The organism is Streptomyces sp. NPDC060205 (genome assembly GCF_042728395.1).
GTDB lineage: Bacteria > Actinomycetota > Actinomycetes > Streptomycetales > Streptomycetaceae > Streptomyces.
Genome location: NZ_JBHWZP010000154.1, coordinates 1 through 21,942, shown reverse-complemented (window position 1 = coordinate 21,942; position 21,942 = coordinate 1). Strand labels below are relative to the sequence as shown.

Annotated in this window: 13 protein-coding genes; 8 read left to right on the top strand and 5 right to left on the bottom strand. The window is 71.6% G+C overall.

The window, feature by feature from the left end:
- Nucleotides 1–39: 39 nt before the first annotated feature.
- Nucleotides 40–2,094: a hypothetical protein gene (locus ACFWGJ_RS25230; RefSeq protein WP_387328537.1), complete on the bottom strand. Its 2,055-nt coding sequence runs from the start codon at nucleotides 2,092–2,094 to the stop codon at nucleotides 40–42.
- Nucleotides 2,095–2,365: 271 nt separating this feature from the next.
- On the opposite strand from ACFWGJ_RS25230, the gene ACFWGJ_RS25225 reads away from it, so the two are divergent.
- A complete protein-coding gene (locus ACFWGJ_RS25225) occupies nucleotides 2,366–2,935 on the top strand; it encodes a M23 family metallopeptidase (RefSeq protein WP_387328535.1) in 570 nt (189 codons plus the stop codon).
- Between the two features lie 48 nt (nucleotides 2,936–2,983).
- Here ACFWGJ_RS25225 and ACFWGJ_RS25220 read toward each other — a convergent pair whose 3' ends face one another.
- From ACFWGJ_RS25220 to ACFWGJ_RS25205, 4 genes are all read right to left on the bottom strand, one after another.
- On the bottom strand, nucleotides 2,984–5,083 hold the full coding sequence (locus ACFWGJ_RS25220) for a WD40 repeat domain-containing protein (protein WP_387328533.1): 2,100 nt from the start codon (nucleotides 5,081–5,083) through the stop codon (nucleotides 2,984–2,986).
- Nucleotides 5,083–6,870, bottom strand: coding sequence for a hypothetical protein (locus tag ACFWGJ_RS25215; RefSeq protein ID WP_387328529.1), 1,788 nt, complete (start codon nucleotides 6,868–6,870; stop codon nucleotides 5,083–5,085). The genes ACFWGJ_RS25220 and ACFWGJ_RS25215 overlap by 1 nt, the downstream gene beginning before the upstream one ends.
- A 379-nt stretch (nucleotides 6,871–7,249) precedes the next feature.
- Nucleotides 7,250–8,563 carry an NtaA/DmoA family FMN-dependent monooxygenase gene (locus tag ACFWGJ_RS25210; protein WP_387328527.1) on the bottom strand — a complete coding sequence of 438 codons (1,314 nt, stop codon included), beginning with the start codon at nucleotides 8,561–8,563 and terminating at the stop codon, nucleotides 7,250–7,252.
- Between the two features lie 315 nt (nucleotides 8,564–8,878).
- Nucleotides 8,879–8,950 (bottom strand): putative leader peptide, encoded by a 72-nt coding sequence (locus ACFWGJ_RS25205; protein WP_366781647.1) that lies wholly within the window; start codon nucleotides 8,948–8,950, stop codon nucleotides 8,879–8,881.
- A gap of 277 nt (nucleotides 8,951–9,227) precedes the next feature.
- On the opposite strand from ACFWGJ_RS25205, the gene ACFWGJ_RS25200 reads away from it, so the two are divergent.
- From ACFWGJ_RS25200 to ACFWGJ_RS25170, 7 genes are all read left to right on the top strand, one after another.
- Nucleotides 9,228–13,028: a S8 family serine peptidase gene (locus ACFWGJ_RS25200; RefSeq protein ID WP_387328525.1), complete on the top strand. Its 3,801-nt coding sequence runs from the start codon at nucleotides 9,228–9,230 to the stop codon at nucleotides 13,026–13,028.
- A gap of 391 nt (nucleotides 13,029–13,419) precedes the next feature.
- Nucleotides 13,420–14,712: an ABC transporter substrate-binding protein gene (locus ACFWGJ_RS25195; RefSeq protein WP_387328523.1), complete on the top strand. Its 1,293-nt coding sequence runs from the start codon at nucleotides 13,420–13,422 to the stop codon at nucleotides 14,710–14,712.
- Nucleotides 14,713–14,776: 64 nt separating this feature from the next.
- Nucleotides 14,777–15,715 (top strand): carbohydrate ABC transporter permease, encoded by a 939-nt coding sequence (locus ACFWGJ_RS25190; protein ID WP_387328520.1) that lies wholly within the window; start codon nucleotides 14,777–14,779, stop codon nucleotides 15,713–15,715.
- 15 nt (nucleotides 15,716–15,730) lie between these two features.
- Entirely contained in the window at nucleotides 15,731–16,558 is an 828-nt protein-coding gene (locus tag ACFWGJ_RS25185; protein ID WP_387328518.1) for a carbohydrate ABC transporter permease, read from the top strand.
- Nucleotides 16,555–17,628 (top strand): LacI family DNA-binding transcriptional regulator, encoded by a 1,074-nt coding sequence (locus ACFWGJ_RS25180; RefSeq protein ID WP_387328516.1) that lies wholly within the window; start codon nucleotides 16,555–16,557, stop codon nucleotides 17,626–17,628. The genes ACFWGJ_RS25185 and ACFWGJ_RS25180 overlap by 4 nt, the downstream gene beginning before the upstream one ends.
- Nucleotides 17,629–17,697: 69 nt before the next feature.
- Nucleotides 17,698–19,632 carry a cellulase family glycosylhydrolase gene (locus tag ACFWGJ_RS25175; RefSeq protein ID WP_387328513.1) on the top strand — a complete coding sequence of 645 codons (1,935 nt, stop codon included), beginning with the start codon at nucleotides 17,698–17,700 and terminating at the stop codon, nucleotides 19,630–19,632.
- On the top strand, nucleotides 19,629–21,942 hold a 2,314-nt coding region (locus ACFWGJ_RS25170), incomplete at its 3' end, for a glycoside hydrolase family 3 N-terminal domain-containing protein (protein ID WP_387328511.1). The genes ACFWGJ_RS25175 and ACFWGJ_RS25170, both read left to right, overlap by 4 nt.

Below are 21,942 nucleotides of genomic sequence, written 5' to 3'. Positions count from 1 at the left end.
CGTCTCGACGGCCCGCACCGAGGGGTGCCGGTCGCGGCGCTACCTGCGTGAGAGCGTGCGGGTGATGCCGGTGGCGATGGTCGTGGCAAGCACCCAGCCCGCGGCGATCAGCGTCGCCGCGAACCACTGCTGCCAGCCGCCCGGGTTGAACGCCCCCTCCTGCCCGAAGCTCACGACGGGCAGCAGCAGGTCCAACGCGTACAGGAACGGATTGAACTCCGGCGCCTCCGGCAGTTTCGCCGCCCGGGGGTGGTGGACGGCGAAGGCCACGGTCGCCACGAGCAGCAGGGCCAGCAGCCAGCCCGCCGCACGGCGTGGGAGGAAGCCGTAGCCGACGGTCCAGTCCTGTACGTAGCCCCAACCGCGTAGAGCGGGCGGCTGGCTTGCCCGGTGGTGGCGGTGCTTGGCGAGCAGCACGGTGCGCGCGGCGGTGTCGTGTCCGTGGCGGGTGTAGGTCGCGGCGAGTTGCTCGTAGGGCTGGGGCAGGAATCCGTTCCTCTCCTTCGCCAGCCAGGCGAGCCGGTCCTCGACCGACAGGGTCACCTCCATGTTGTCGTACACGAAGCCGTCCAGGAGCAGGACGTCGGGCCAGCGCGCGGGGACGTCTTCAAGTACTTCGACGTGGGCGTGCCGCAGGTCGACGGGGCCGCGCAGCCGGGTCGCCGCATCCGTGGTGAGTGCGGCGGCCCTGATGTTCCGTGCGGACAGGGGGCCGTCCACCGTGGCGTCGGCAAGGGACAGCGCGCTTCCGACACGGCTGCCGGTCAGCGACACCCTGCCCTGCGAGACGAAGCCGTGACAACAGTCGACGACGCCCCCGGCGGTCAACCCCCAGGCGGTCAGGGTGCGGCCGGAGGGGTTCGTCAGATGGGCGCCGTGGAACTCGACGCTCGCGCCCACGGTCGCGTCGGTCAGGACGATCTGCCCGTACGACTCCAGGTCGGCGCAGTGCACCCGCCCGGCGACCTGCATCCGCCGCGCCGACAGTGTCTCCCCCTCCGGATGGTGCAGTCGGGCGCCCGCGAGACGCACCGAGCCTTCCACACGCGCGCCCTCCAGGAGCACCTGCCCTTCGGCAGAGAAGCCTGACGAGGCGTCGAGGTCGCCGCCGATGGCGGTCAGTGAGGCGTCCAGTGCCTGTCCGCCCGGCGCGTCGAGGGTCGCGCCCGCCAGCCGCAACGGGCCCTGTACGGAGGCACCGGCCAGCACGACCGGTCCCCGAGCCGTGAAGCTCCCGTCCAGAGCGAGCAGCCCCTCCACATGGAGGCGTTCAGCGTTGAGGGCGATGCCCCCGGGGTTGTCGAGCGTCGCTCCGCTCAAGGTGCAGCAGCGGGAGATCCTGGCGTCCTGGAGTCGCAACTCGCCTCGGGAGACCAGGCCGTGGCCGGAGGTCGCGAGGCCGTCACCGCCGAAGAGACCGGCGCCCACCACGAGGCCGTCGCCGTTCAGGGTGGCTCCTTCGGGATGGGAGACGCGGGCGCCTTCCGCCACCAGGGTGCCGCCGATCCGGGCGCTCCACATCAGCATCTCGCCCTCCACCTCGGCATCGCGGCAGATCAGGTCGCGCTCGACGACGAGGCTGTCGGCGTGGAGTGCCGGAGTGCCGCGGAGGCGGGCGGCGGTGAGGTCCAGGGTGCCGCCGACGTGGGCGCGCGTCAGCCGTACGGGCTGGTCGCAGCGGCAGTTCCGGAGGCGGAGGAGCCCGTCGACCCGCGCGTCCCGCAGCAGCAGGCCGGGCAGTTGCGAGCCGCTGAGGTCGACCTGCTTGGTCGACGCGGCCTCGAAGAGGGGCGTCTGCTCGAACACGCAGTCCGTCGCGACCAGCGGGTACGGCACGTCACTGCCCGACAGGTCCACGGTGCCCGACACGAGGGCCCGCCGCAGCCGCAGAGCCGGGACATGGCCGGGAGCGGGCTCGCGTTCGCCCAGCAGCAGGCGCACGATCACGTGGGCTCGTACGACCGTGCCGGGTCGTGGAGCCGAACTCCCCAGGGACGCGCCGAGGTCGACGACGTCCCCCGTCGGGAACGCGTCCCAGAGCGCCTGTTCGGCTTCGGACAGACCGGGAACAGGCGCAGGACCAGGACCAGGCATGGACCACTCCCCCATCGCGTCAGGTCGGACCACTCCGGACCGTCGTCTACTGGGATGCCCGCGCGGTGGCCCCGGTTCCGCGGACCGGGCGGGCGCGCTGCGCGGGAAAGGCATGACAGGCAGGGTCCCGGCCGGGTTCACTGGTCGGGATACGAGTCCGGGGCGGACGGGCCCAGGGACCGGTAGGAGCACCTGCCCCAGGTGCCTGGAACGGCGGGCGCGGCACCGTGCAGGGCGGACGAACCACCCGCCTCAGCGACTGGAGGTCGCCGTGCCCACGCTCTACAAACCCTTCCGGGGCAGCCATGGCATCAGCCGCGGTTTCACCGGCCGGGACTACCGCACGCAGCACACCGGGGTCGACTACCGCACCCCGAGGCGCACGCCCGTCCTCGCGTCCGCCGCCGGAGTGGTGGTGAGGTCGGTGGACCTGACGGGCTCCTACGGGCGCTACATCATCGTCGCCCACTCCGGCGGGGTGTTCACTCTCTACGCCCACCTGGACAAACGGCAGGCCCGCGAGGGAGCCCGTGTCACGGCCGGCCAGCGGATCGGACTGTCCGGCAGCACGGGCAGGTCCACGGGCCCTCACCTGCACTTCGAGGTACGCAAGGGACGCAACAGCTCGGCGGCCACGGTGAATCCGGTGCCGTTACTGAAAGGCAGCCCACCGACGGTGACGGAACTGACGGGACCGTCGGAGGCCCCGGACGCGGCCGGAACGGCTGTGCTCCCCGCCCCCGGAACCGCCGCCGAGCCGGACACCCGCGAGGCCGCCGAGCCTGGCGAAAGCATCGGACCGGGCGGGGGCGACGAACGCGGTGTGACGCCTGACCAGTAGGGGTTCCCGACACCTCCGGGCCGGGGTCGTAGGCCCGGCCCACTGCGCTCAGCAGGTCTTCCGGTAAGGAACGTCGCGGACGTGCGTGCGCCATTCGTCCTCGGTCAGTCCCGCTCCGGCGCGCTCGCAGGCCCGGGCGGTCGCGTGTGCCGTGGTGATGTCGAAGGTCTGGAGCAGTACGTGGGTGCCGGCCGCGTGGAGCGTCCTGCTGTCAGGGCTGAAGGCCAGCGCCAACAGCGCCGTCCCCGAGGTGGGGAGGGCGGAGCCGAGCGGGCGGGCGGAGTCGGTGTCCCACAGCCGAAGGGTGCCGTTCTCCCCCGCGGCAGCCAGGGTGTGCCCGTCCGGGGAGAACGCCAGCGCCGTCACGTACCTGGGTGTGCCGTCGTGTACCGGAGGGGCGGGAAGGATGCCGAGAGGTTTGTCGGCGGCGCCGTCCCACACGGTCACCTGACCGGACTCGTCGCCTGCCGCGAGGTACCTGCCGTCCGGGCTGAAGGCGATCGTCGTCGTGACTCCGGGCGTGAGCACACGTCGTGCGACCCTGCGGGTGCGCAGATCGAGGAACTGACCGTGGTTCGTGGCCAGGATCCGGCCACCGGGTTTCACCGCGAGGGTTTCACCGCCGACGCCGGATATCTCGCGGGTCAGGTCCCCGCGGCGAAGGCTCCAGTATTCGAGACGTTCGTCCGCCGGTATGCGGGACGTCACCAGCGCTGTTCCGTCCGGATGGAAGGCGATGCCGTTGACGGTCCGAGCACGTCCGCCGGGTCTTTCGAAATCGGCCCGTGCCACCGTCAGCGACCTGCTGAGGCGACGGTCCGAAACATCCCACAAGTTCAGCTTCTCCGACGGCAGCGAGGTCGACGGGTGGCTGACCCCGTAGGCGAGGACGCGTCCGTCGGGGCGAAAGGCAAGGTGTACCGGGCAGGGCGCGGGATCCGGGGGCCCTTCGCGGACCGTGGGGCAGGGCACGGCCGGCAGAGCGGTCACGTGCTTGCCGTTGCGGCCGTCGTGGAGCCGGACCTTTGCCCGCCCGGTCCGGGCGTCCTGGTGGGCGACGGCGAGTATGCGGCCCTCCGGACCGAAGGCGGCGGCCACCGCGGCCCGGCTGCGCCAGCGCGGTTCCACGACCCCGTCGAGGGAGAGGGAGCGGACCACGGTCTGCGACCGTCCCGCGAAGTACCGGATGCTGCCCTCTTCCCCTTCCGTGTCCCATCTGAGGTCGCTGACCGCCTCGTCGGAGAGAGGCGATCTGAAGACAGGTGCGGTGGGTTCGTCGGTCCGCCACAACAGGACCTCGTCGGCGTCCGTCGCGGCCAGGTACGTACCGTCCGGGCTGAATTCGAGGTCTTCCAGCCCTTCGTGCGCGATCTTCGTTAGCTCCCGGCCGGAGTCGATCTCCCAGGTGCGGACCGACGTCGTGTCACGCAGGACGAGACGCCGGCCGTCGGGTGTGAACTGGAAACCCTCCTCCGCACAGTTGGCCGTGGTCGCTTCGGGGGCCCAGGCGGCGGGCACTTGTCTGCGCCGGGAGACGTCCCAGATCTGCAGCCGGGCTCCGGGCAGGCACAGCGCCATCAGACGGTCGTTCGCGCTCAGCTGGACATCGGGAAACGGATAGCGCCTCATCAAGCGCTGTTGAAACAGCCGCCGCGAGGCCCAGTCCGGGACGTCGAACGCCTCTCCGGCTTCTAGAGCAGGCACCACGTGCTCCATACGGCGCTCCAGCAGCACACGCCGGGTCCTCATGCTGCGCAGCTGGACGACCGCCTGCCGACCGGCCGTGCGGTACAGGACGAAAGTGCGGCCGCTCGGACCGATCTCGGCTCCGTCGTCGGCGTCGGCGTCCGTCGGCATACGCTGCCGTTCCCTGTGGCCTGCCCGCACATCCCAGAAGCCGACGTTCCCGTCGTCGTCCACCAGGGTGAGCGTTCGCAGATCGGGGCTCAGCACGCCGGCATGTGCCAGCTCGGCGCCCAGCCCCGGCCATGAGGCGATGCGCCGGTGGCTGCGCACATCCCACGCCACGACCCGCTCGGCACCGACGCCGACCAGGGTGCGGCCGTCGCCGCTGAGGTGGCGCACAACGGTCGGGTCAGTGTCCGGATCGGTAAAGGTGTCCTGCTCTTTCTGCACCGCGGCGGTCATCAGCGCCGAGCGGCTTTCCGGAAGTCGGCCAGAGACCGGGCAGCGATGCTCAGCCGCATCGCGGTGACCGGGTCCGTGGCCCGCAGGCTGTCGGCCAGCGCCACGATCCTGCGGGCTTCGGCGTCCAGCCGTTCCCGTTTCTCCGACGTGCTCCGCTGCCAAGCGACCACCCCCGCGACGACCGCGAGCACCAGCACGAGGGACAGGCCGGCCCTGGAACGGCGCAGCCGCCGGGCGGCGCGGATCGTGACGTGGCGTTCCTGCTCGCGCGCGGCCGTGCCGGCGGTGAGGAACGCCCGCTCAAGCCCGGTGAGATCCGCGGCCTGCCCCTGGCCGAAGGGTTCCCGGGTGAAGTGTTCCTGTGCGGTGGCCAGTCGGGCACCGCGGTACAGAGCACCGGAGTCACGGCCCAGTTCCTCCCAGGCGCGGGCCGCCTCCGTCAGTCCTCGGTGTACGCGCAGGCGTTCACGGTCTTCCTCGATCCAGATACGGAGCCTGGGCCAGGCGGTCAGCAGTGCCTCGTGCGCCAGCTCGACGCGGTCGCCGTCGAGAGTGAGGAGCCGCGCGGCAGCCAGAGCCCCCAGGACCTCCGCGGTCTCCGGTCGGCCGGGATCCTCGACCTCCTCCCGGGCGGCAGGCCTTCGCGTGTCCGGAGTCGCCTCGCCGGAGGTGACCTCGCCCGGAGTGACCAGCCTCAGCAGCAGACGGCGGGCGACGGCCGCCTGCTCCCCGGTGAACCGGCGGTAGACCTCCTCGGCGGTCTTGGCGATGGCACCTTCGAGACCACCGGCCGCTTCATAGCCCGCCAGGGTCATCGTCTTGCCCCGGCGGCGGCTCCAGGTCTCCAGCAGCACGTGCGAAAGCAGCGGCAGTCCGCCCGGGGCGCCGGCGACTTCCGTCACGAGGCGTGAGGTCAGGGCGCGTTCCACGGTCAGGCCCTCGGCTACGGCCGGTCCGACGATGACCTCGCGCAGCTCCGCCGGGCTCATGGGTCCGGCCAGCAACTGGGCGTCGCGCAGGGCGTCGGCGAGATCGCGGTGTTCCGCGCAGCGGCCGTAGAAATCGGCGCGCACGGCGATGAGCACCCGTAATCGGTGCTCGGGTTCGCGGGCGTTCAGCAGCAGTGCGAGGAAGCGGGCGCGCTCGGCCCTGTCCTGGCAGAGGGTGAAGATCTCCTCGAACTGGTCGACGATCACGAACGTGTCCGCCGCCGTGGTTCCTGGTGCGGTGGTGCCGGGATCGAGGACATGGGCGAGAGCCCGGGCCGGGTGCGGCCCGGGGGTGAGGATACGGATGGACCCCGGACGCAGTTCCGCGTCCTCGGTGCGCTGAAGGGCGGGGACGAAACCGGCTCGCAGAAGAGAGGACTTGCCGCTGCCGGACGGGCCGAACACCGCGGCGAACCGGCGCCGCCGTACGAGGTCCAGCAGGTCGGCGGTGAGCCGGTCGCGGCCGAAGAAACGGTCGTAATCCCCGGTCTCGAACCGCGACAACCCCTGATAGGGAGGCTTGGCACCCTCCTCTGCGCCTCCCGGCTCAGCGGAGAGTTCCTCCGTTGTCCGCCTCCACCGCTCCTGCCACTCGGTCGCGTCGCCACCGCATGCTCCGACATAGGCCAGGACCACGGGAAGGGTCGGCAACTGCTCACCCGCGGCGGCCTGTGACAGCGTCGTGACCGAGTACCCGGCCCGCTCCGCGAGTACGCGATAGGTGATCCCGCCCGCCTCGGAACGCAGCTTGCGCAACTCGAACGCGAACCGCTGCACCGGGCCCGTACTGGGATCCACCGGCACCTCACGCCGTCCCGCCACATCGCCCCCGCTCAGGCCCCCTCACACCGAACGGTCAACCTATTCACGGCTGTCCACATGCGTACAGATCGAGTCCCGCCATTGTTCGGACGCCGGAATCCCCCTTCCGAACAATGCCTTTCCTGCTGAGATCGGTCCTGCGAGCGGTGACGCCGCGGCTCCTGGGGGAGGAGCCGCGAGAGATCCGCTCAACCGGAGGGGGACGCCTGCTCCGCTGCAGAGGTGCGACGACCGGCACCTCTCAGCGGGGCAGGCGAAATACGTGCGGGCCTGTCCACCGGCCGATTGACGGGACAGCAGGAGGCCTACGGGAAGACGGGAAGGCCACTCGCTCCGGCGCGACGGCCGGATCGGTTCAGACCCGGGCGGTCGCAGGGACGCGGGCCGGTAGTTCCAGTCCGAGGTTCTCGCGCAGGGTGGTGCCGGTGTAGTCGGGGGCTACTATCTTCCGTTTGCGTAGTTCGTGGAGGAGGCCGTTGACGGCGAAGTCGTGCTGGTGCGGGTCCGCGAGGCCGCTCAGCGTGATCACGTCGAGGGCGCCTGCCCGAAACCGTTCCTCGACCGCGTCGGCGAGCTGTTCGGGTGTCCCCGCGGCGGCCCAGTGCCCGGTGTCCTGGGCCGCGATGACGAGTTCCCGCAGGGTGTAGCCCTGGCGCGCGTAGCCCGTGAAGATGTCGACGCGGCCCCGGCGGCGGTGCACCGAGGTGATGTCGGGCAGCAGGCTCTCCGGCAGTTTCGCGTCGAGCGGGATCTCGGAGAGGTCGACGCCGCCGCCGAGCATGTCGGCCACCTGCGCGCGACCGCGTTCGAAGTCGATCGACTCCCGCTTCTCGCGTACGAGCCGCCGCGCCTCCTCCTCGGTCGACCCGTAGGTGGCGTGCAACGAGCTGAAGATGAGCGGCAGTCCGCCGGCTCGTCCCAACCGTTCGGCCTGGCTGCGGATCCTGCGCGTGAAGTCGACCGCGATGTCCAGGGTCGGCAGCGAGGTGAACACGATCTCGGCGTACCGGGCGCCCAGGGCCTGCCCGGCCTCCGACTGGCCGGCCTGCAGCTGTACCGGGCGCCGTTGCGGCAGCGGCGGGATGTTCAGCGGGCCCGCCACGGTGAAGAACTGTCCCGCGTGGTCGATCGGATGCACCCGGTCGCGGTGCAGCACCGCCTTGCCGTCGGCGCCGACGGTCAGCGCACCGGGTTCCCAGCTGTCCCACAGGGCGTTGACCACCTCCAGGGTCTCCGCGGCGCGCGCGTACCGCTCCTCGGGGCCGGGCAGGTCGCCGGGGCCGAAGTTCTCCTCGCCGACGGAGGAGGTGACCAGGTTCCAGGCGGCCCGCCCGTTGCTGACGTGATCGAGGGTGCCGAACAGCCGGGCGAGGTTGTACGGATGGTGGAACGTCGTCGAGACCGTGGCGATCAGACCGATCCGCGAGGTCACCTGGCTCAGCGCCGAGACGAAGACCAGCGGCTCCTGCGAGCCGATCGGGCCCTGGGCGCCGAAGCTGAGCAGATCGGCGGTGAACAGGGCGTCGATCCTCGCGGCCTCGGCGAGTCTCGCCACGCGCACGGCGGTGTCCAGTGTCGATCGGGTCGGGTCGATCGCCAGGTCGTAGGTCTCGGACGTGCCGCCCGCTCCGGTCACGGTCTTCAGCGTCCTGGGGCGTTCTGCGCTCACGAATCGTCCATTCCCACCGGTTCGGGGGCGATGCCGATGCCGGTGCCGGCGCACGGGCCGATACCGACGGCGACACCGACACCAGCACCGGTGACGTCTGAGGGCGGAGGAATTCCGGCGGCGCGCGTGGGCGTCGTCCGGACCTGCCGGACACACCGGATCGGACGCGACCGGGCGGGACTGCGGCAACACGCGATGCGACGGACTCATGGGCACATGGGCACATGGGCGCGCAGGACACGCGGACATGTGCGGGCCTACGGGGCTGCCGCCGGGGTGGAGAGCCGGAACCGGGATCGGTTCCGGAACCAGGGGTCAGCTACAGAGCGCGCCCTGCGTCCGGCACAGATCCACGTGCCGACGCTTCGTCCAGACCGGCAGCGTCACCGCGCTGCGGACCGGCCTGACGTGTGACGCCCTCAAGGTGACTCCCGCGCTAGGTGGTTGCGCACTGAACGTACGTTGCGGGGGTGCGTCCTTGTCAAGAGTGCACCCCCCGCACTCCACACCCCGACCCGGCGGCCCCGGCCGCCCAACTCCCCACGTTGCCAGCACATTTCGCGGAACGATCTTTCCGGGTACCCCCTCCCGGAACAGTCATCGGATGGCTAGTGTCCAGCCGTCCGCTTCACCATCGAACCGATCAAGGACGCCCGTGCGACTGATGCATCCCGGCAGACACAGACTGCTGGCCATCGGAACGGCCCTCGTGGCGCTGACGGCAACCCCGTCCGCCGTCGCGGCCGGCCTGGACCTGTCCACCCTCACCGACAACGTTGCCAGCTCCGGCAGTGCGGCCACCGCCGCAGGGACCGGAGCCCCCAGCAAGAGCCGTACCGTCACGCTGCTGACAGGTGATCAGGTCACCGTCACTCCCGGTGGCGCCGGCCCCGACACCGTCTCCGTACAGGGGCCGGACGGCCTGCGTGCCGACGCGCGGATCACCCGGCAGGGCGACGACACGTATGTGTACCCGTCCTCCGCCGACACCTATGTCGGCTCCGGTCTGCTCGATCCCGAACTCTTCAACGTCACACGCCTGTTGGCGGAGGGGTACGGGGACAGCCACGCCGACGGTCTGCCCCTCATCGTCAGTTACGCCTCCGCCGCCCGGCGGAAGTCGGATGCCACCTCCCTGCCCGAAGGGGCCACCGACGCACGGGCGTTGAGCAGTATCAACAGCACCGCGCTCGTCCAGGACCGTACCCGGGCCGCGGCCTTCTGGAGCGACCTCACGGCACCGGCGGGCAAGGCCGCCACCGCCACCGCCATAAGTGCCCCGAAGCTGGCCGGCGGTGTCCGGAAGGTGTGGCTCGACGGCAAGGTCGAGGCCGAACTCGCGGACAGCACCGCGCAGATCGGCGCGCCCGATGTCTGGGCGAAGGGCAACACCGGTGCGGGTGTCGACGTCGCCGTCCTGGACACCGGCTACGACACCGGGCATCCGGACCTGAAGGACGTCGTCGACTCGTCGGAGAGTTTCGTACCCGGCGAGGACGTCACGGACCGCAACGGACACGGCACCCACGTGGCGTCGACGATCGCCGGCAGCGGCGCCGCCTCGGCGGGCGGCGTCGAGAAGGGGGTCGCGCCGGGCGCGAGGCTGCACGTGGGCAAGGTCCTGAGCGACGCGGGCAGCGGTTACGACTCCTGGATCATCAGCGGCATGGAGTGGGCGGCGCGTGACGCCAAGGCCAAGGTCGTGAGCATGAGCCTCGGCTCCAACGGGCCCTCAGACGGCAGTGACCCGATGAGTCAGGCCGTGAACCGTCTCAGCGCCGAGACCGGCACCCTGTTCGCCGTCGCGGCGGGCAACGCGGGACCGTACGACCACACGGTCGCCGCTCCCGGCGCCGCGGACGCCGCGCTCACCGTGGGCGCCGTCGACGCGGACGACACCGTGGCGGAGTTCTCCAGCCGCGGCCCCCGGCTGCGGGACGACGCCCTGAAGCCGGAGATCACCGCGCCGGGGGTGGGCATCCTGGCGGCGCGCTCGCAGTACACGTCGGGGACCGGCTCGTACACGGCGAAGAGCGGCACGTCCATGGCGACACCGCATGTGGCCGGGGTGGCCGCACTGGTCGCCGCCGCGCATCCTGGCTGGACCGGCTCCGAGATCAAGGACGCGCTGGTCAGCAGGTCCAAGGCCACGCCGGACAACCCCGCCGACGCGGGCGGAAACGGCCGGGTCGACGCGGTCGACGCCACCGAGGGCACGCTGTTCGCCACGGGTACGGTCGACGCCGGCATCCACACCACCAGCGAGCCGGGCGAGACCGTCGAGAAGACGGTCCGGTGGCGCAACGACGGTGCCGAGCCGGTCACGGTCGACCTGTCCGTGGCCGCCGCAAAGACGGCGCCGGCCGGTCTGTTCACCGTCGCCGACGAGCAGTTGACCGTCCCCGCGGGCGGTTCCGCGTCGACGACCGTGACCACCCACCTCGACCGTGCCGCGACCGAGCAGCGCTACACGGCACAGCTGACCGCCGAGGCCTCGGGCCGGACGCTCACCAGGTCGCTCCTCGGGGTCAGCACGTACGAGGAGCCCTTCCATCTGCGCGTCCAGGTGACCGATCGCTCCGGCGCCCCGAATCCGTCGCTCGTCTTCGTCAACTGGCAGCGGCAGGGCGACGAGTACAGCCAGTCCGCCAACGCGGCCGGCGGCGCCCTCGACGCTCTCGTACGGCCCGGTACGTACACGGTCTGGGTCTGGGCGCCGGTGGAAGGGACGCACGGCGAGTCCTCGCGGGGCCTGGCCCTGCTGAGCGCGCCCACCGTGCAGGTGCGCGGCGACACGGACGTCACGCTCGACGGTACGCGTCTGGTGCGGACCCGTGTGGTGACGCCGAAGGCGAGCACGGACAGCGATGTCCGGGTCGACTTCAGCCGGACGTTCGGGGACGACTCGCCCCCGGTAGTCGACTCATGGACGGTCGGCAGCGGCTACGACAGCCTGTGGGCCCTGCCGACCGCGAAGCCCGCCTCGGGCGAGCTGACCTACACGGCCCGCTGGCGTATGCAGCAGCCCCTCGTCAGCCTGGCCTCCGGGAAGCAGGACTTCGACGACCTGTGGGTCCAGCCAGGATCCGCCGACCCGGCCGAGGGTGACCGCACGCTGCGTGCCGTCTACGCGGGTGCCGGTCTGACGCAGGACTACGAGGGTCTGGACGCCCGGGGCAGGATCGCCGTCGTGAACTACCTCCCGGAGGACGAGGAGGACGACGGGGACGAGGAGGAGGACGAGGACCTCGCGGCCGGCAAGGCCGCCGCAGCCGCCGACCAGGTGCAGTCCGCCGAGAAGTCGGGCGTCGCGCTGCTGGTGATCGTCAACGACGTCGACGGCAGGCTCCGGGAGCCCGTCCGCAAGACCCCGCTCACCGTCGTGGGCCTGTCTCGCACCGGGGGCACGACACTGATCGACCGCATCAAGGCGAGCCAGGACGGCTCCGTCGCGATGCGCACGGTCACCCACGCGAAGACGGGCTACCTGTACGACCTCGTGCGCTCCTGGCACGACACGATCCCCAAGCAGCTCACCTACGCGCCGACCGAGCGCCAACTCGCGCGCGTCGACGTCGACTTCCGCAACGATCCGGCGAAGGAGGTCGACGAGTTCCGCTACGACATCCAGCCCTATCTCGGGGTGAAGATCGGTATGCAGCGGCTGTCCCACTCCGGGGCGCGGCGCACCGACTGGGTGACCTCGGACCGCGAGGTCAGGTGGATGGAGGAGGCGACGACGGCTTTCGCGACGCAGAAGTCCGGCGTGGTCACCTATCCGGCCGGGCGGAGTACGGACGTGCAGTGGTTCGGGCCCGTGCAGCGGCCCCGGGTCAACGTCAGCGAGACGCTGCCGCGGCGCACCGGCGACACCGTCGAGGCGTATGTGCCGGGCTGGGGTGACGGTACGAACGGTCATGTGAGCACCTACGGAACCGGTACGACCTCGCAGCGGACGGAGCTGTACCGGGGGAAGACCCTGGTGGCGGGTTCCGACGGATACGCCGTGGCAGGCGACGTACCGGCGGCCAGGGCCGGCTACCGCCTGGTGACCACGACGGAGCGCACCGAGGGATTCCCGTACTCGACCTCCACCCGTACCGAGTGGGGGTTCGCGTCGGCGACGCCCAAGAAGGGTGAGAGCGGTCTGCTGCCGCTGGTGCAGCTCGACTACCTGATCCCGACCGCGGCCGACGGGACGGCCCGGCGGACCGCGCCCGTGCTGGTCACGGCCTCGCACGTGCCGGGAGTCTCCGTCGCCGCGACCCGGGTCGACAGGGTCGAGGTGTCGTACGACGACGGGCGGAGCTGGCGGCGGGCGCCGCTGTCCACGTCGGCCAAGGGTGCGCTCACGCACCTGGCCGCTCCGCGGACGGCCGAGTTCCTCTCGGTGCGGGTCCATGCGTCCGATGCGCGCGGGAACTCTGTCGTGCAGACGATCGTGCGGGCGGTGGGGGTCGGCTGACCGGAGCCGGCCGGCAACGGGTGGCTGTGGCGCCTGGTCCTCAGGCGTAGGCCACCCTCAGGCGTAAACCAACCTCAGGGGTGAGCGCCCACAGGGGTGAGCGCCCTCCGGGGTGAGCGCCCTCCGGGGTGAGCGCCCTCCGGGGTGAGCGCCCTCCGGGGCGCGGGGATCCGACGTGTGGCGGCTGCCGGTCGGCGGTGGCTGAGCGCGCCGCTCCCCGCGCCCCTTCGGGGCGCTCGCCCGCGGTGGCCCGGAAGGGATCCGCCCCCGTTCGGGGAAGCGGATCCCTTCCAGGTCTTGACCACACGCGGAACCCCTCCTAAAGTCCTCGCACTTCCGCAGGTACATCGATTAACCACTCGTTAACCGCCTTGGTTGGAGACACCCCGCTGTGCGCTCACCGCTGACTCGGCGCGGCTTCCTCGCCGCCGGTTCCGGCCTCACCGCCGCGACCGCCCTGCCCGCTCTGTCCGGCTGTTCCGCGCTGGCCGCGGCGGACTCCGATCCCGACACGCTCGTCGTGCACAGCCAGCTGGGCACCACCGCGCCGGGATCGCCCACCTATCTGGCCTCCCTGGACCGCTTCCGCAAGGAGAACCCGGGGCTCAAGGTCAAGAACCTCGTCAACGGCGACGACCTCGCCCAGGTCTACGAGACCTCCCGGCTGGCCCGTAAGGAGCCGGACGTCGTGATGGTCAACCTCTACGACAAGACCCTGGCCTGGACCGAAGTCGGTGCCACGGTCGACGTCAAGGACTACCTGGACGACTGGGGGCTGCGCGAGCGGGTGCTGCCCGTGGCGCTGGACGCCTGGACCGACGGCAAGGGCAGGCTGCGGGCCTTCCCCTACTTCGCCACGAACTGGCCGGTCGCCTACAACCGCTCGCTCCTCGACAGGGCGGGCGTGGACGAGATCCCGGTGACCGGCGACGAGCTGATCGCCGCGGCCCGCAAGCTGCGGGCCAAGGGCATCGGACCCGTCACCACCGGCGGCAACGACTGGACCGGGCAGAAGCTCCTCGCCCAGGTCATCCAGACCTTCCTCAGCGAGGACGAGGCCCGGCACGTCTACTCCACCGGCGACTTCAGCGGCAGCAGGGGCGCGAAGGAGGGCATCGAGTACTTCGTGGCCCTGCGCGACGCGGGAGTGTTCGTCGACAAGGCGCAGGGGCTGACCTCCGACCTCATGACCACGCAGTACAACACCCAGTCCGCCGCGATCCAGTCGGCGATGTCGTCGGCGCTCGCGAAGGTGCCCGAGGCCGTGGCCCGTCACACGGACGTGGGCGGCTGGCCGCTCGCCGAGGGCGCCGCGCACAAGCTGCCGACGATCCTGCGGACGTACACGCTCATCGGGTTCTGGATCAGTCCGAACGGCACGAAGAAGATCGACGCCGTCGAGAAGTTCCTGCGGTTCATGTACCGCCCCGACACCGTGTCCCGGTTCATAAAAGAGAGCGGCCGTGACATGGCGCTGCGCTCCGGCACGGTCAGTACGGACTTCCCGCTGGTCGCGGCGGCCCAGCGGCTGGAGGACGACGTCAGCCAGGTCCTGCTGCCCGACGTGTACGTGCCGCCCGCGGCGACCCAGCCGCTGATCACCGCGACCAGTACGTCCTTCACCCGGGGCACCGGCGCCGCGAAGGTCCGCGCCGTGCTCGAAGCCGCGTACCGCTCCGCATGAGCCTCCCCCTGTCCCCTCCCCCGTGTCCCCCGCGTCCCTCGCCCCAGTCCATCGGAGTCACCGCATGACGACGTTGACGCCCACACCGGGCGACACCACGGTCCGCCGCCCCGGCCCGCCGTCCGCCACCGCGGAGCGGCGCCCGCCCCGGCAGGGCGGCACCGTCCTCGCCGTGCCGGCCCTGATCTGGTACCTGGTCTTCATGGTCGGGCCGATGGTCGCGATCTTCGTGGTCGCCGCCCTGCACTGGCCCGGCATGCTGCAGCCGGTGTCGTTCGCCGGTCTCGGCAACGTGCGCACGGTCATGGACGACCCGGTGTTCTGGGACGCGGTGCGCAACACCGCCGTCCAGCTCGCCGTCGCCCTGCCGATCATGATCGTGTGCGCCTACATGCTGGGCTACTACGTGGCGCAGAAGCCGCCGGGGCACCGGGTCATCCGCTATCTGCTCTTCATCCCGGGGCTCATCTCGACCCCGGCGAAGGCCATGGTCTTCTACGCCGCCCTGTCCCCGGACGGGCTGGCCAACGGCGCGCTGGAGTCCGTGGGTCTCGGTTCGCTGACCGACGCCTGGCTCGCCTCACCGTCCACCGCGCTGGCCTGCCTGATCGCCCTGGACGTATGGGCCGGGATCGGCTTCACGGCCGTCCTGTTCGCGGCCCGGCTCGGCAGTGTGCCCGACGAACTCGGCGAGGCCGCGCAGCTCGACGGCGCCGGGCACTGGCGGACGATGTGGCTCATCCACTTCCCCGTCATCCGCGACTACGTCGGTGTCGTGACGATGCTGCAGTTCCTGTGGACGCTCTTCGGGTCCGCCCAGCACGTCCTGCTGCTCACCCAGGGCGGACCGGGCAGCTCGTCCACGACCCTGTCGTTCCTCGTCTACCAGAAGGCGTTCATCGCGGCCGACCTGGGCTACAGCCAGACCGTCGGCGTCATCCTCTTCCTCGCCGGGCTCGTCGGACTGCTCGCCATCCGCCGCGCATTCCGCCAGAACTACTGATCGGAGCCGCTCACCATGAAGCTCGGCAAGCGCTGGCTGCCCGCGCACATCCTGGTGTGGTCCTACGCGGTCCTGCTGATCGTGCCGCTCTACTACTTCCTGGCTTCGGCCTTCAAGACGAACGACGAGATCTTCGCGCATCCCTTCGCCCTGCCCACCTCGTTCGGGTTCGGCAACTTCCGCACCGCCTTCGACAGCGCCGACCTGGGGCTCGCCGTCGTCAACTCGACGCTGGTGACGGTCCTCGCGCTCGTACTGACCCTGGGGCTGGCGCTGCCCGCCGCGTTCGCGCTCGCCCGGTCCACCGGACGCCTCGCGTCGGTCATGGAGAAGGTCTTCTCGCTCGGCTTCCTCATCCCCACCTTCGCGGCGCTCTTCCCGACGTTCCTGCTGGCCGCGGCGACGGGTCTGTTCCACACGCGTACGTTCATGGTGCTGTTCCTGCCCGCGACCGCGATGCCGTTGTCCGTGGTGATCCTGGTGCAGTTCATGCGGACCATCCCCAAGGAGATGGAGGAGGCCGCGCGGATGGACGGCGCGTCCACGTTCGCGGTCCTGCGGCACGTCTACGTCCCGATGTGCATGCCCGGCATCGCGACGGTCCTGCTGCTGAACTTCCTGACCTTCTGGAACGAGTACCTGTACTCACTCGTGATCATCGGCCCCGATCCCGCCCAGCGCACGGTCCAGGTCGCCCTGCCCACCCTGAAGTCGATCACCGGCACCGACTACGGCGTCCTCACCGCGGGCACGGTCCTCACGCTCGTACCCGTGTGGATCGTCTACACCGTCCTGCAGAAGCGCATGCAGCAGGCGCTCGTCAGCGGGGCGGTGAAGATGTGAGCGCGCCCACCGAGGAGCCCGGCACGCCGGACAGGGCAGCGCGGCGTCCCACCATCAAGGCCGTCGCGGCAGCCGCCGGGGTGTCCACCGCGGCCGTCTCCCAGGCCTTCAACGACAAGGGACGGCTGTCCTCGACGACCCGCCGCCGCATCCTGGACACCGCGCTGGAGCTGGGCTGGTCGCCGAGCGCGCCCGCCGCGGCCCTGCGCAGCGCGCGCACCCGGACGCTCGCCCTGGTCGTCCGGCGCCCCACCGACGTGCTGGGCGCGGACCCCCACTTCAGTGAGCTGATCACCGGCATAGAGGGCGAACTCGCCCCGCGCGGTTACGGGTTGCTGCTGCATCTGGTCGCGGGCGTGCAGGAGGAGAACGTCCTCTACGAGCGGCTGGCCGCCGAGGGCCGGGTGGACGGCGCGGTGCTCACCGACGCGCGGGCCGTCGACCCCCGCCCCGCGCTGCTGGCCCGCCTCGGCCTGCCCGCGGTGCTGCTCGGCGCGCCCGACCGTGCGGCGGCCGTGCCGAGCGTCGGCCTCGGACAGCAGGGCGCCGGCGTCGAAGAGGTCGCCGCCCACCTGCTGCAGCTCGGGCACCGGCGCATCGCCTATGTGGCGGGTCCCGAGGAGTTGCAGCACACCAGGCTGCGGCACGGCGCCTTCGACGCCGCGCTGCGCAAGGCGGGGGTTCGGCCGGTCGCCGTGCTGCACACCGACTTCTCGGAGGTGTCGGCCGTCGCCGCGACCGTCGCGCTCCTCGACACCGCCGACCGTCCCACGGCCATCGTCTACGCCAACGACTCGATGGCCGTGTGCGGCATGGGCGCAGCCCAACGCGCGGGCCTGCGCGTCCCTCGCGATCTCTCGGTCGTCGGCTATGACAACCTGCCGCTCGGCCGTTGGCTCCATCCGCGGCTGACCACCGTCGACCAGCAGGTGCAGCGGGTCGGCGCGGCTGCCGCGCGGGTGCTGCTCGCCCGCTGCGGCGAGGACGTCGAGGCCGAGCGGCTCGACGACCGGCCCCGCCTGGTCGTCCGCGAGTCGACCGGACCGGCCCCCCGAAGACCCGCCCCCTGACCGGCCCCGGCCCCGGCGGGTCTCACACCCGCACCTGCCACCGCACCACCGATCGATCCGAGAAGGACCATGCGACGCCACAGCGCCCACCTGACCCACGACTCCGCCGTACTGCCCTGGCTCGGCGCCAACTTCTGGTCCCGCACCGGCGGTCCCCTGATGTGGCGCGACTACGACCCCAAGACGGTCCGCGAGGAACTGGAAGTGCTGCGCGAGCACGGTCTGACCATGACGCGCTCCTTCTTCTACTGGCCCGACTTCCACCCCGAGCCGCACCGGATCGACGAGACCCTGTGCGAGCGTTTCGCGGACTTCCTCGACGCCCACACCGAGGCGGGCATGGGCACGGTCCCCACGTTCATCGTCGGCCACATGTCCGGCGAGAACTGGGACCCCGTCTGGCGCGGCGGCCGGGACCTGTACGAGGACGTGTGGATGGTCGGCCGCCAGGCGTGGTTCGCCTCGCAGATGACCCGCCGCTTCAAGGACCACCCCGCGGTCACCGGCTGGCTCATCACCAACGAGATGCCCGGCTACGGCCGGGTCTACCAGGAGAACCCGCCCTCCTCCGACGTCGTCACCGCCTGGGCGCAGGCCATGTGCAACGCCGTGCGGGCCGCCGGCGGCACCCAGCCCGTCTCCCTCGGGGACGGCGCCTGGGGCATCGAGGTGACGGGCCGCGACAACGGCTTCTCGCTCCGGGACACCGCCGAGTACGTCGACTTCGTGGGCCCGCACGTCTACCGCTCGGACACCGACCGGCCCCGCCAGCACTACCGGGCCGCCTTCGAGTGCGAGCTGGCCTCGGTGACGCAGCAGCCCGTCGTCCTGGAGGAGTTCGGCCTCTCGACCGACACCGTGTCCGCCGAGAACGCCGGGATCTACTACCGGCAGACCCTGCACAACAGCCTGCTCGGCGGCGCCACGGGCTGGATCGCCTGGAACAACACCGACTACGACGACCTGTGGGACCGCTCGCCGTACGACCACCACCCGTTCGAGATGCACTTCGGCATCACGGACAGCGAGGGCGCGCCGAAGGCTCCTTTGCTCGAACTCGCCGCGTTCGCCGACGTGCTGGAGGCGGTCGACTTCGCCCGCTGCCGACGCGCCGACACCGACGCCGCCCTGGTCGTGCCCGCGTTCCTGGAGCGCGGCTACCCCTACAGCAGGCCCGCCGACCGACCGCTGATCTTCACCTCCCTGCACCAGGCGTACGTCGCCGCCCGCGCCGCCGACCTGCCGGCCGCCCTGGTCCGCGAGGCCGACCACCTCCCCGGCCTCGCCAAGCTCTATCTTCTGCCCGCCACCCGGCAGTTGACCGCCCGTACCCGGCGCGAACTGGCCCGCCGGGCGGAGGAGGGGGCGACGGTCTACCTGTCGTTCTGCTCCGGTGAACACCCCGGCACGCGCGGCCCGTGGTTCGACGACCTCGACGGCCTCTTCGGGGTCGAACTGCAGCTGTCGTACGGGGTCGCCGAGCCCATCACCGACGACGTACTGGAGATGACGTTCACCGAGGACTTCGGCCCGCTCGCGGCCGGTGAGACCCTGACCTTCCCGGTGGCGGGCAACGAGGACAGCCGGGCCTGTCTGCCGGTGGTCCCGCGCGACGCCAGGGTGGTCGCCGTCGACGGGCACGGCCGCCCCGCCCTGCTCGTGCGCGAGACCGGGAGCGGACGCACGGTCCTCGCGACGTACCCGCTGGAGCACATGGCCGCCCGCACCGCCCGGGTCAACCCCGAGCAGACGCACCGGCTGTACGCGGCGCTCGCCGACCTCGCGGGCGCCGGGCGTCCGGTCACCGTCGACAGCCCGTACGTGGGCGCCGACCTGCTGGTGCACGAGGACGGACGGCGCTTCGTGTGGCTGGTCAGCCAGTCCGCCGAGGAACTGACCGTACGCCCCGACGCGGTCGGCACCCTGCACGACGTGACGTCCGGCGAGCAGGTGACGGACGTACGGCTCGCCCCGTACGGGGTCGTCGTCCTGGAGCTGACATGACCGGCCCTCTCTACCGGGATCCGGACGCACCGGTCGGGGCCCGCGTACGGGACCTGCTGGGCCGCATGACCCTCCAGGAGAAGGTGGGCCAGGTCAACCAGCGGCTCTACGGCTGGGACGCCTACGAGCGGACGCCGTCCGGCGGGTACCGGCTGACCGACGCCTTCCGGACCGAGGTCGCCGCCCATGACGGCATGGGCGCCCTCTACGGGCTCCAGCGCGCCGATCCCTGGTCGGGGGTCGGGTTCGCGGACGGCATCACGGCGGCCGACGGCGCCCGTGTCTCGGACGACGTGCAGCGGCACGTCGTGGAGAACACCCGCCTGGGCGTCCCGGTGCTGTTCGTGGAGGAGGTACCGCACGGTCACCAGGCCCTCGACGGCACCCTCCTGCCGGTGAACCTCGGCGTGGGCGCCACCTGGGACCCCGACCTGTACGAGGCCGCCGCCGAGGCGGTGGGCGCCGAACTGCGCTCCCGCGGGGGCCATGTGGGACTCGTGTCGGCCCTCGACCTGGTGCGCGACCCGCGCTGGGGCCGCGCCGAGGAGTGCTTCGGCGAGGACCCGTACCTGGCGGCCCGGTTCACGGAGGCGCTGGTACGCGGTATGCGCAGGGCGGACACCGCGGTCGTCCTCAAGCATTTCGCCGGGCAGGGCGCCACGGTCGGCGGGCGCAACAGCGCGGCCACCGAACTCGGGCCCAGGGAACTCCACGAGATCCACCTCGCGGCGGCGCGCGCGGGCGTCCGGGCGGGCGCGGCCGGGGTGATGGCCGCGTACAACGAACTCGACGGGCTGCCCTGTGTCGCCAACGAGCCCCTGCTGACCGGGCTGCTGCGCGAGCGGTGGGGCTACGACGGGATCGTCATGGCGGACGGCGGTGCCGTCGACCGGCTGGTGCGTCTCACGGGCGACCCGGTGGCCGCGGGAGCCATGGCTCTCTCAGCGGGCTGCGACCTCAGCCTGTGGGACGCCTGCTTCCCGCACCTGGCCGAGGCCGTCACCCGTGGACTCGTTCCCGAGGGCGCGCTCGACAGCGCCGTCGCCCGGGTCCTCACGCTCAAGTTCCGGCTCGGCCTCTTCGAGCAGCCTTACACGTCCGGGCGGCCCGCTCATGAAACACTGCTGCCCGTAAGGGAGTTGAGTGAGCGGATCGCCAGAGCCTCCGTCGTCCTGCTCGAACACGACGGAGACACCCTGCCGTTGCCGGCGGCGGCCCGGCGGATCGCCGTCCTCGGGCCCGACGCCGACTCCGTACCGCACCAGATCGGGGACTACACCGCGCCCCAGCGGCCCGGGACCGGCATCACCGTGCTGCAGGGCATCCGCGAAGCCGCCCCCGACGGCGCGGAGGTCACCCATGCCGCCGGGTGCGCACTGACCGGCGCCGACCTGTCCGCGCTCCCCGAGGCGGTCGCCCTGGCCGCCGCGGCCGATGTGGCCGTGCTGGTGCTGGGCGGTTCCAGCGCCCGCGACGGTGAGACGGCCTTCGACGACAACGGGGCCGCACGGGTCGGTTCGGCCACACCGAGCGGGATGACCTGCGGCGAGGGCGTCGATCTGGCCGACCTCTCGCTGCCCGTCGCACAGGTGCAGCTGATCGACGCCGTGGCCGCCACGGGCACACCGGTCGTCGTGGTCCTGATCCAGGGCCGCCCGCACGCCTTGCCGGACCTCTCCTCAACCGCGGGCGCCGTACTCAGCGCGTGGTATCCGGGACCCTGGGGCGGACGCGCGGTCGCCGACGTCCTCTTCGGCCGGGCGGAGCCGGAAGGGCGGCTCCCCGTGTCGGTGCCACGCTCGGCGGCCCAGTTGCCCGTCTTCTACAACGGCAAGGACCACCGCTACCGCGGATACGTCGATCAACCGGCCTCCGCCCGGCACCCGTTCGGCCACGGGCTGTCGTACACGACGGTCTCCTACGGCGAGCCGAAGCTGTCACGTACGTCCGTGTCCCTGGACGCGCCCGCGCTGACCTGCGCGGTCACCGTCACGAACACAGGACGGCGGCCGGTGTGCGAGACCGTGCAGTTGTATGTGCGGCGGATCTCGGGCGGCTCCTCGTGGCCCAGGACGAGGGAACTGCGCGGCTTCGCCCGGGTACGGCTCGCCCCGGGCGAGAGCACGGAAGCCGTGTTCGACGTCGACGCGGACACCCTCGGTTCGGTGCAGCGCGACCTCACCGTGGGTGTCGAGCCGGGCGAACTCCTGCTGGAGACCGGCCCGTCCGACCCGCTCACCGAGTACCACCTCGGTGTCGCCCAGTGGCACGCGGGCGACCTCGCCCAGGCCGTCCGCAGCTGGGAACGGG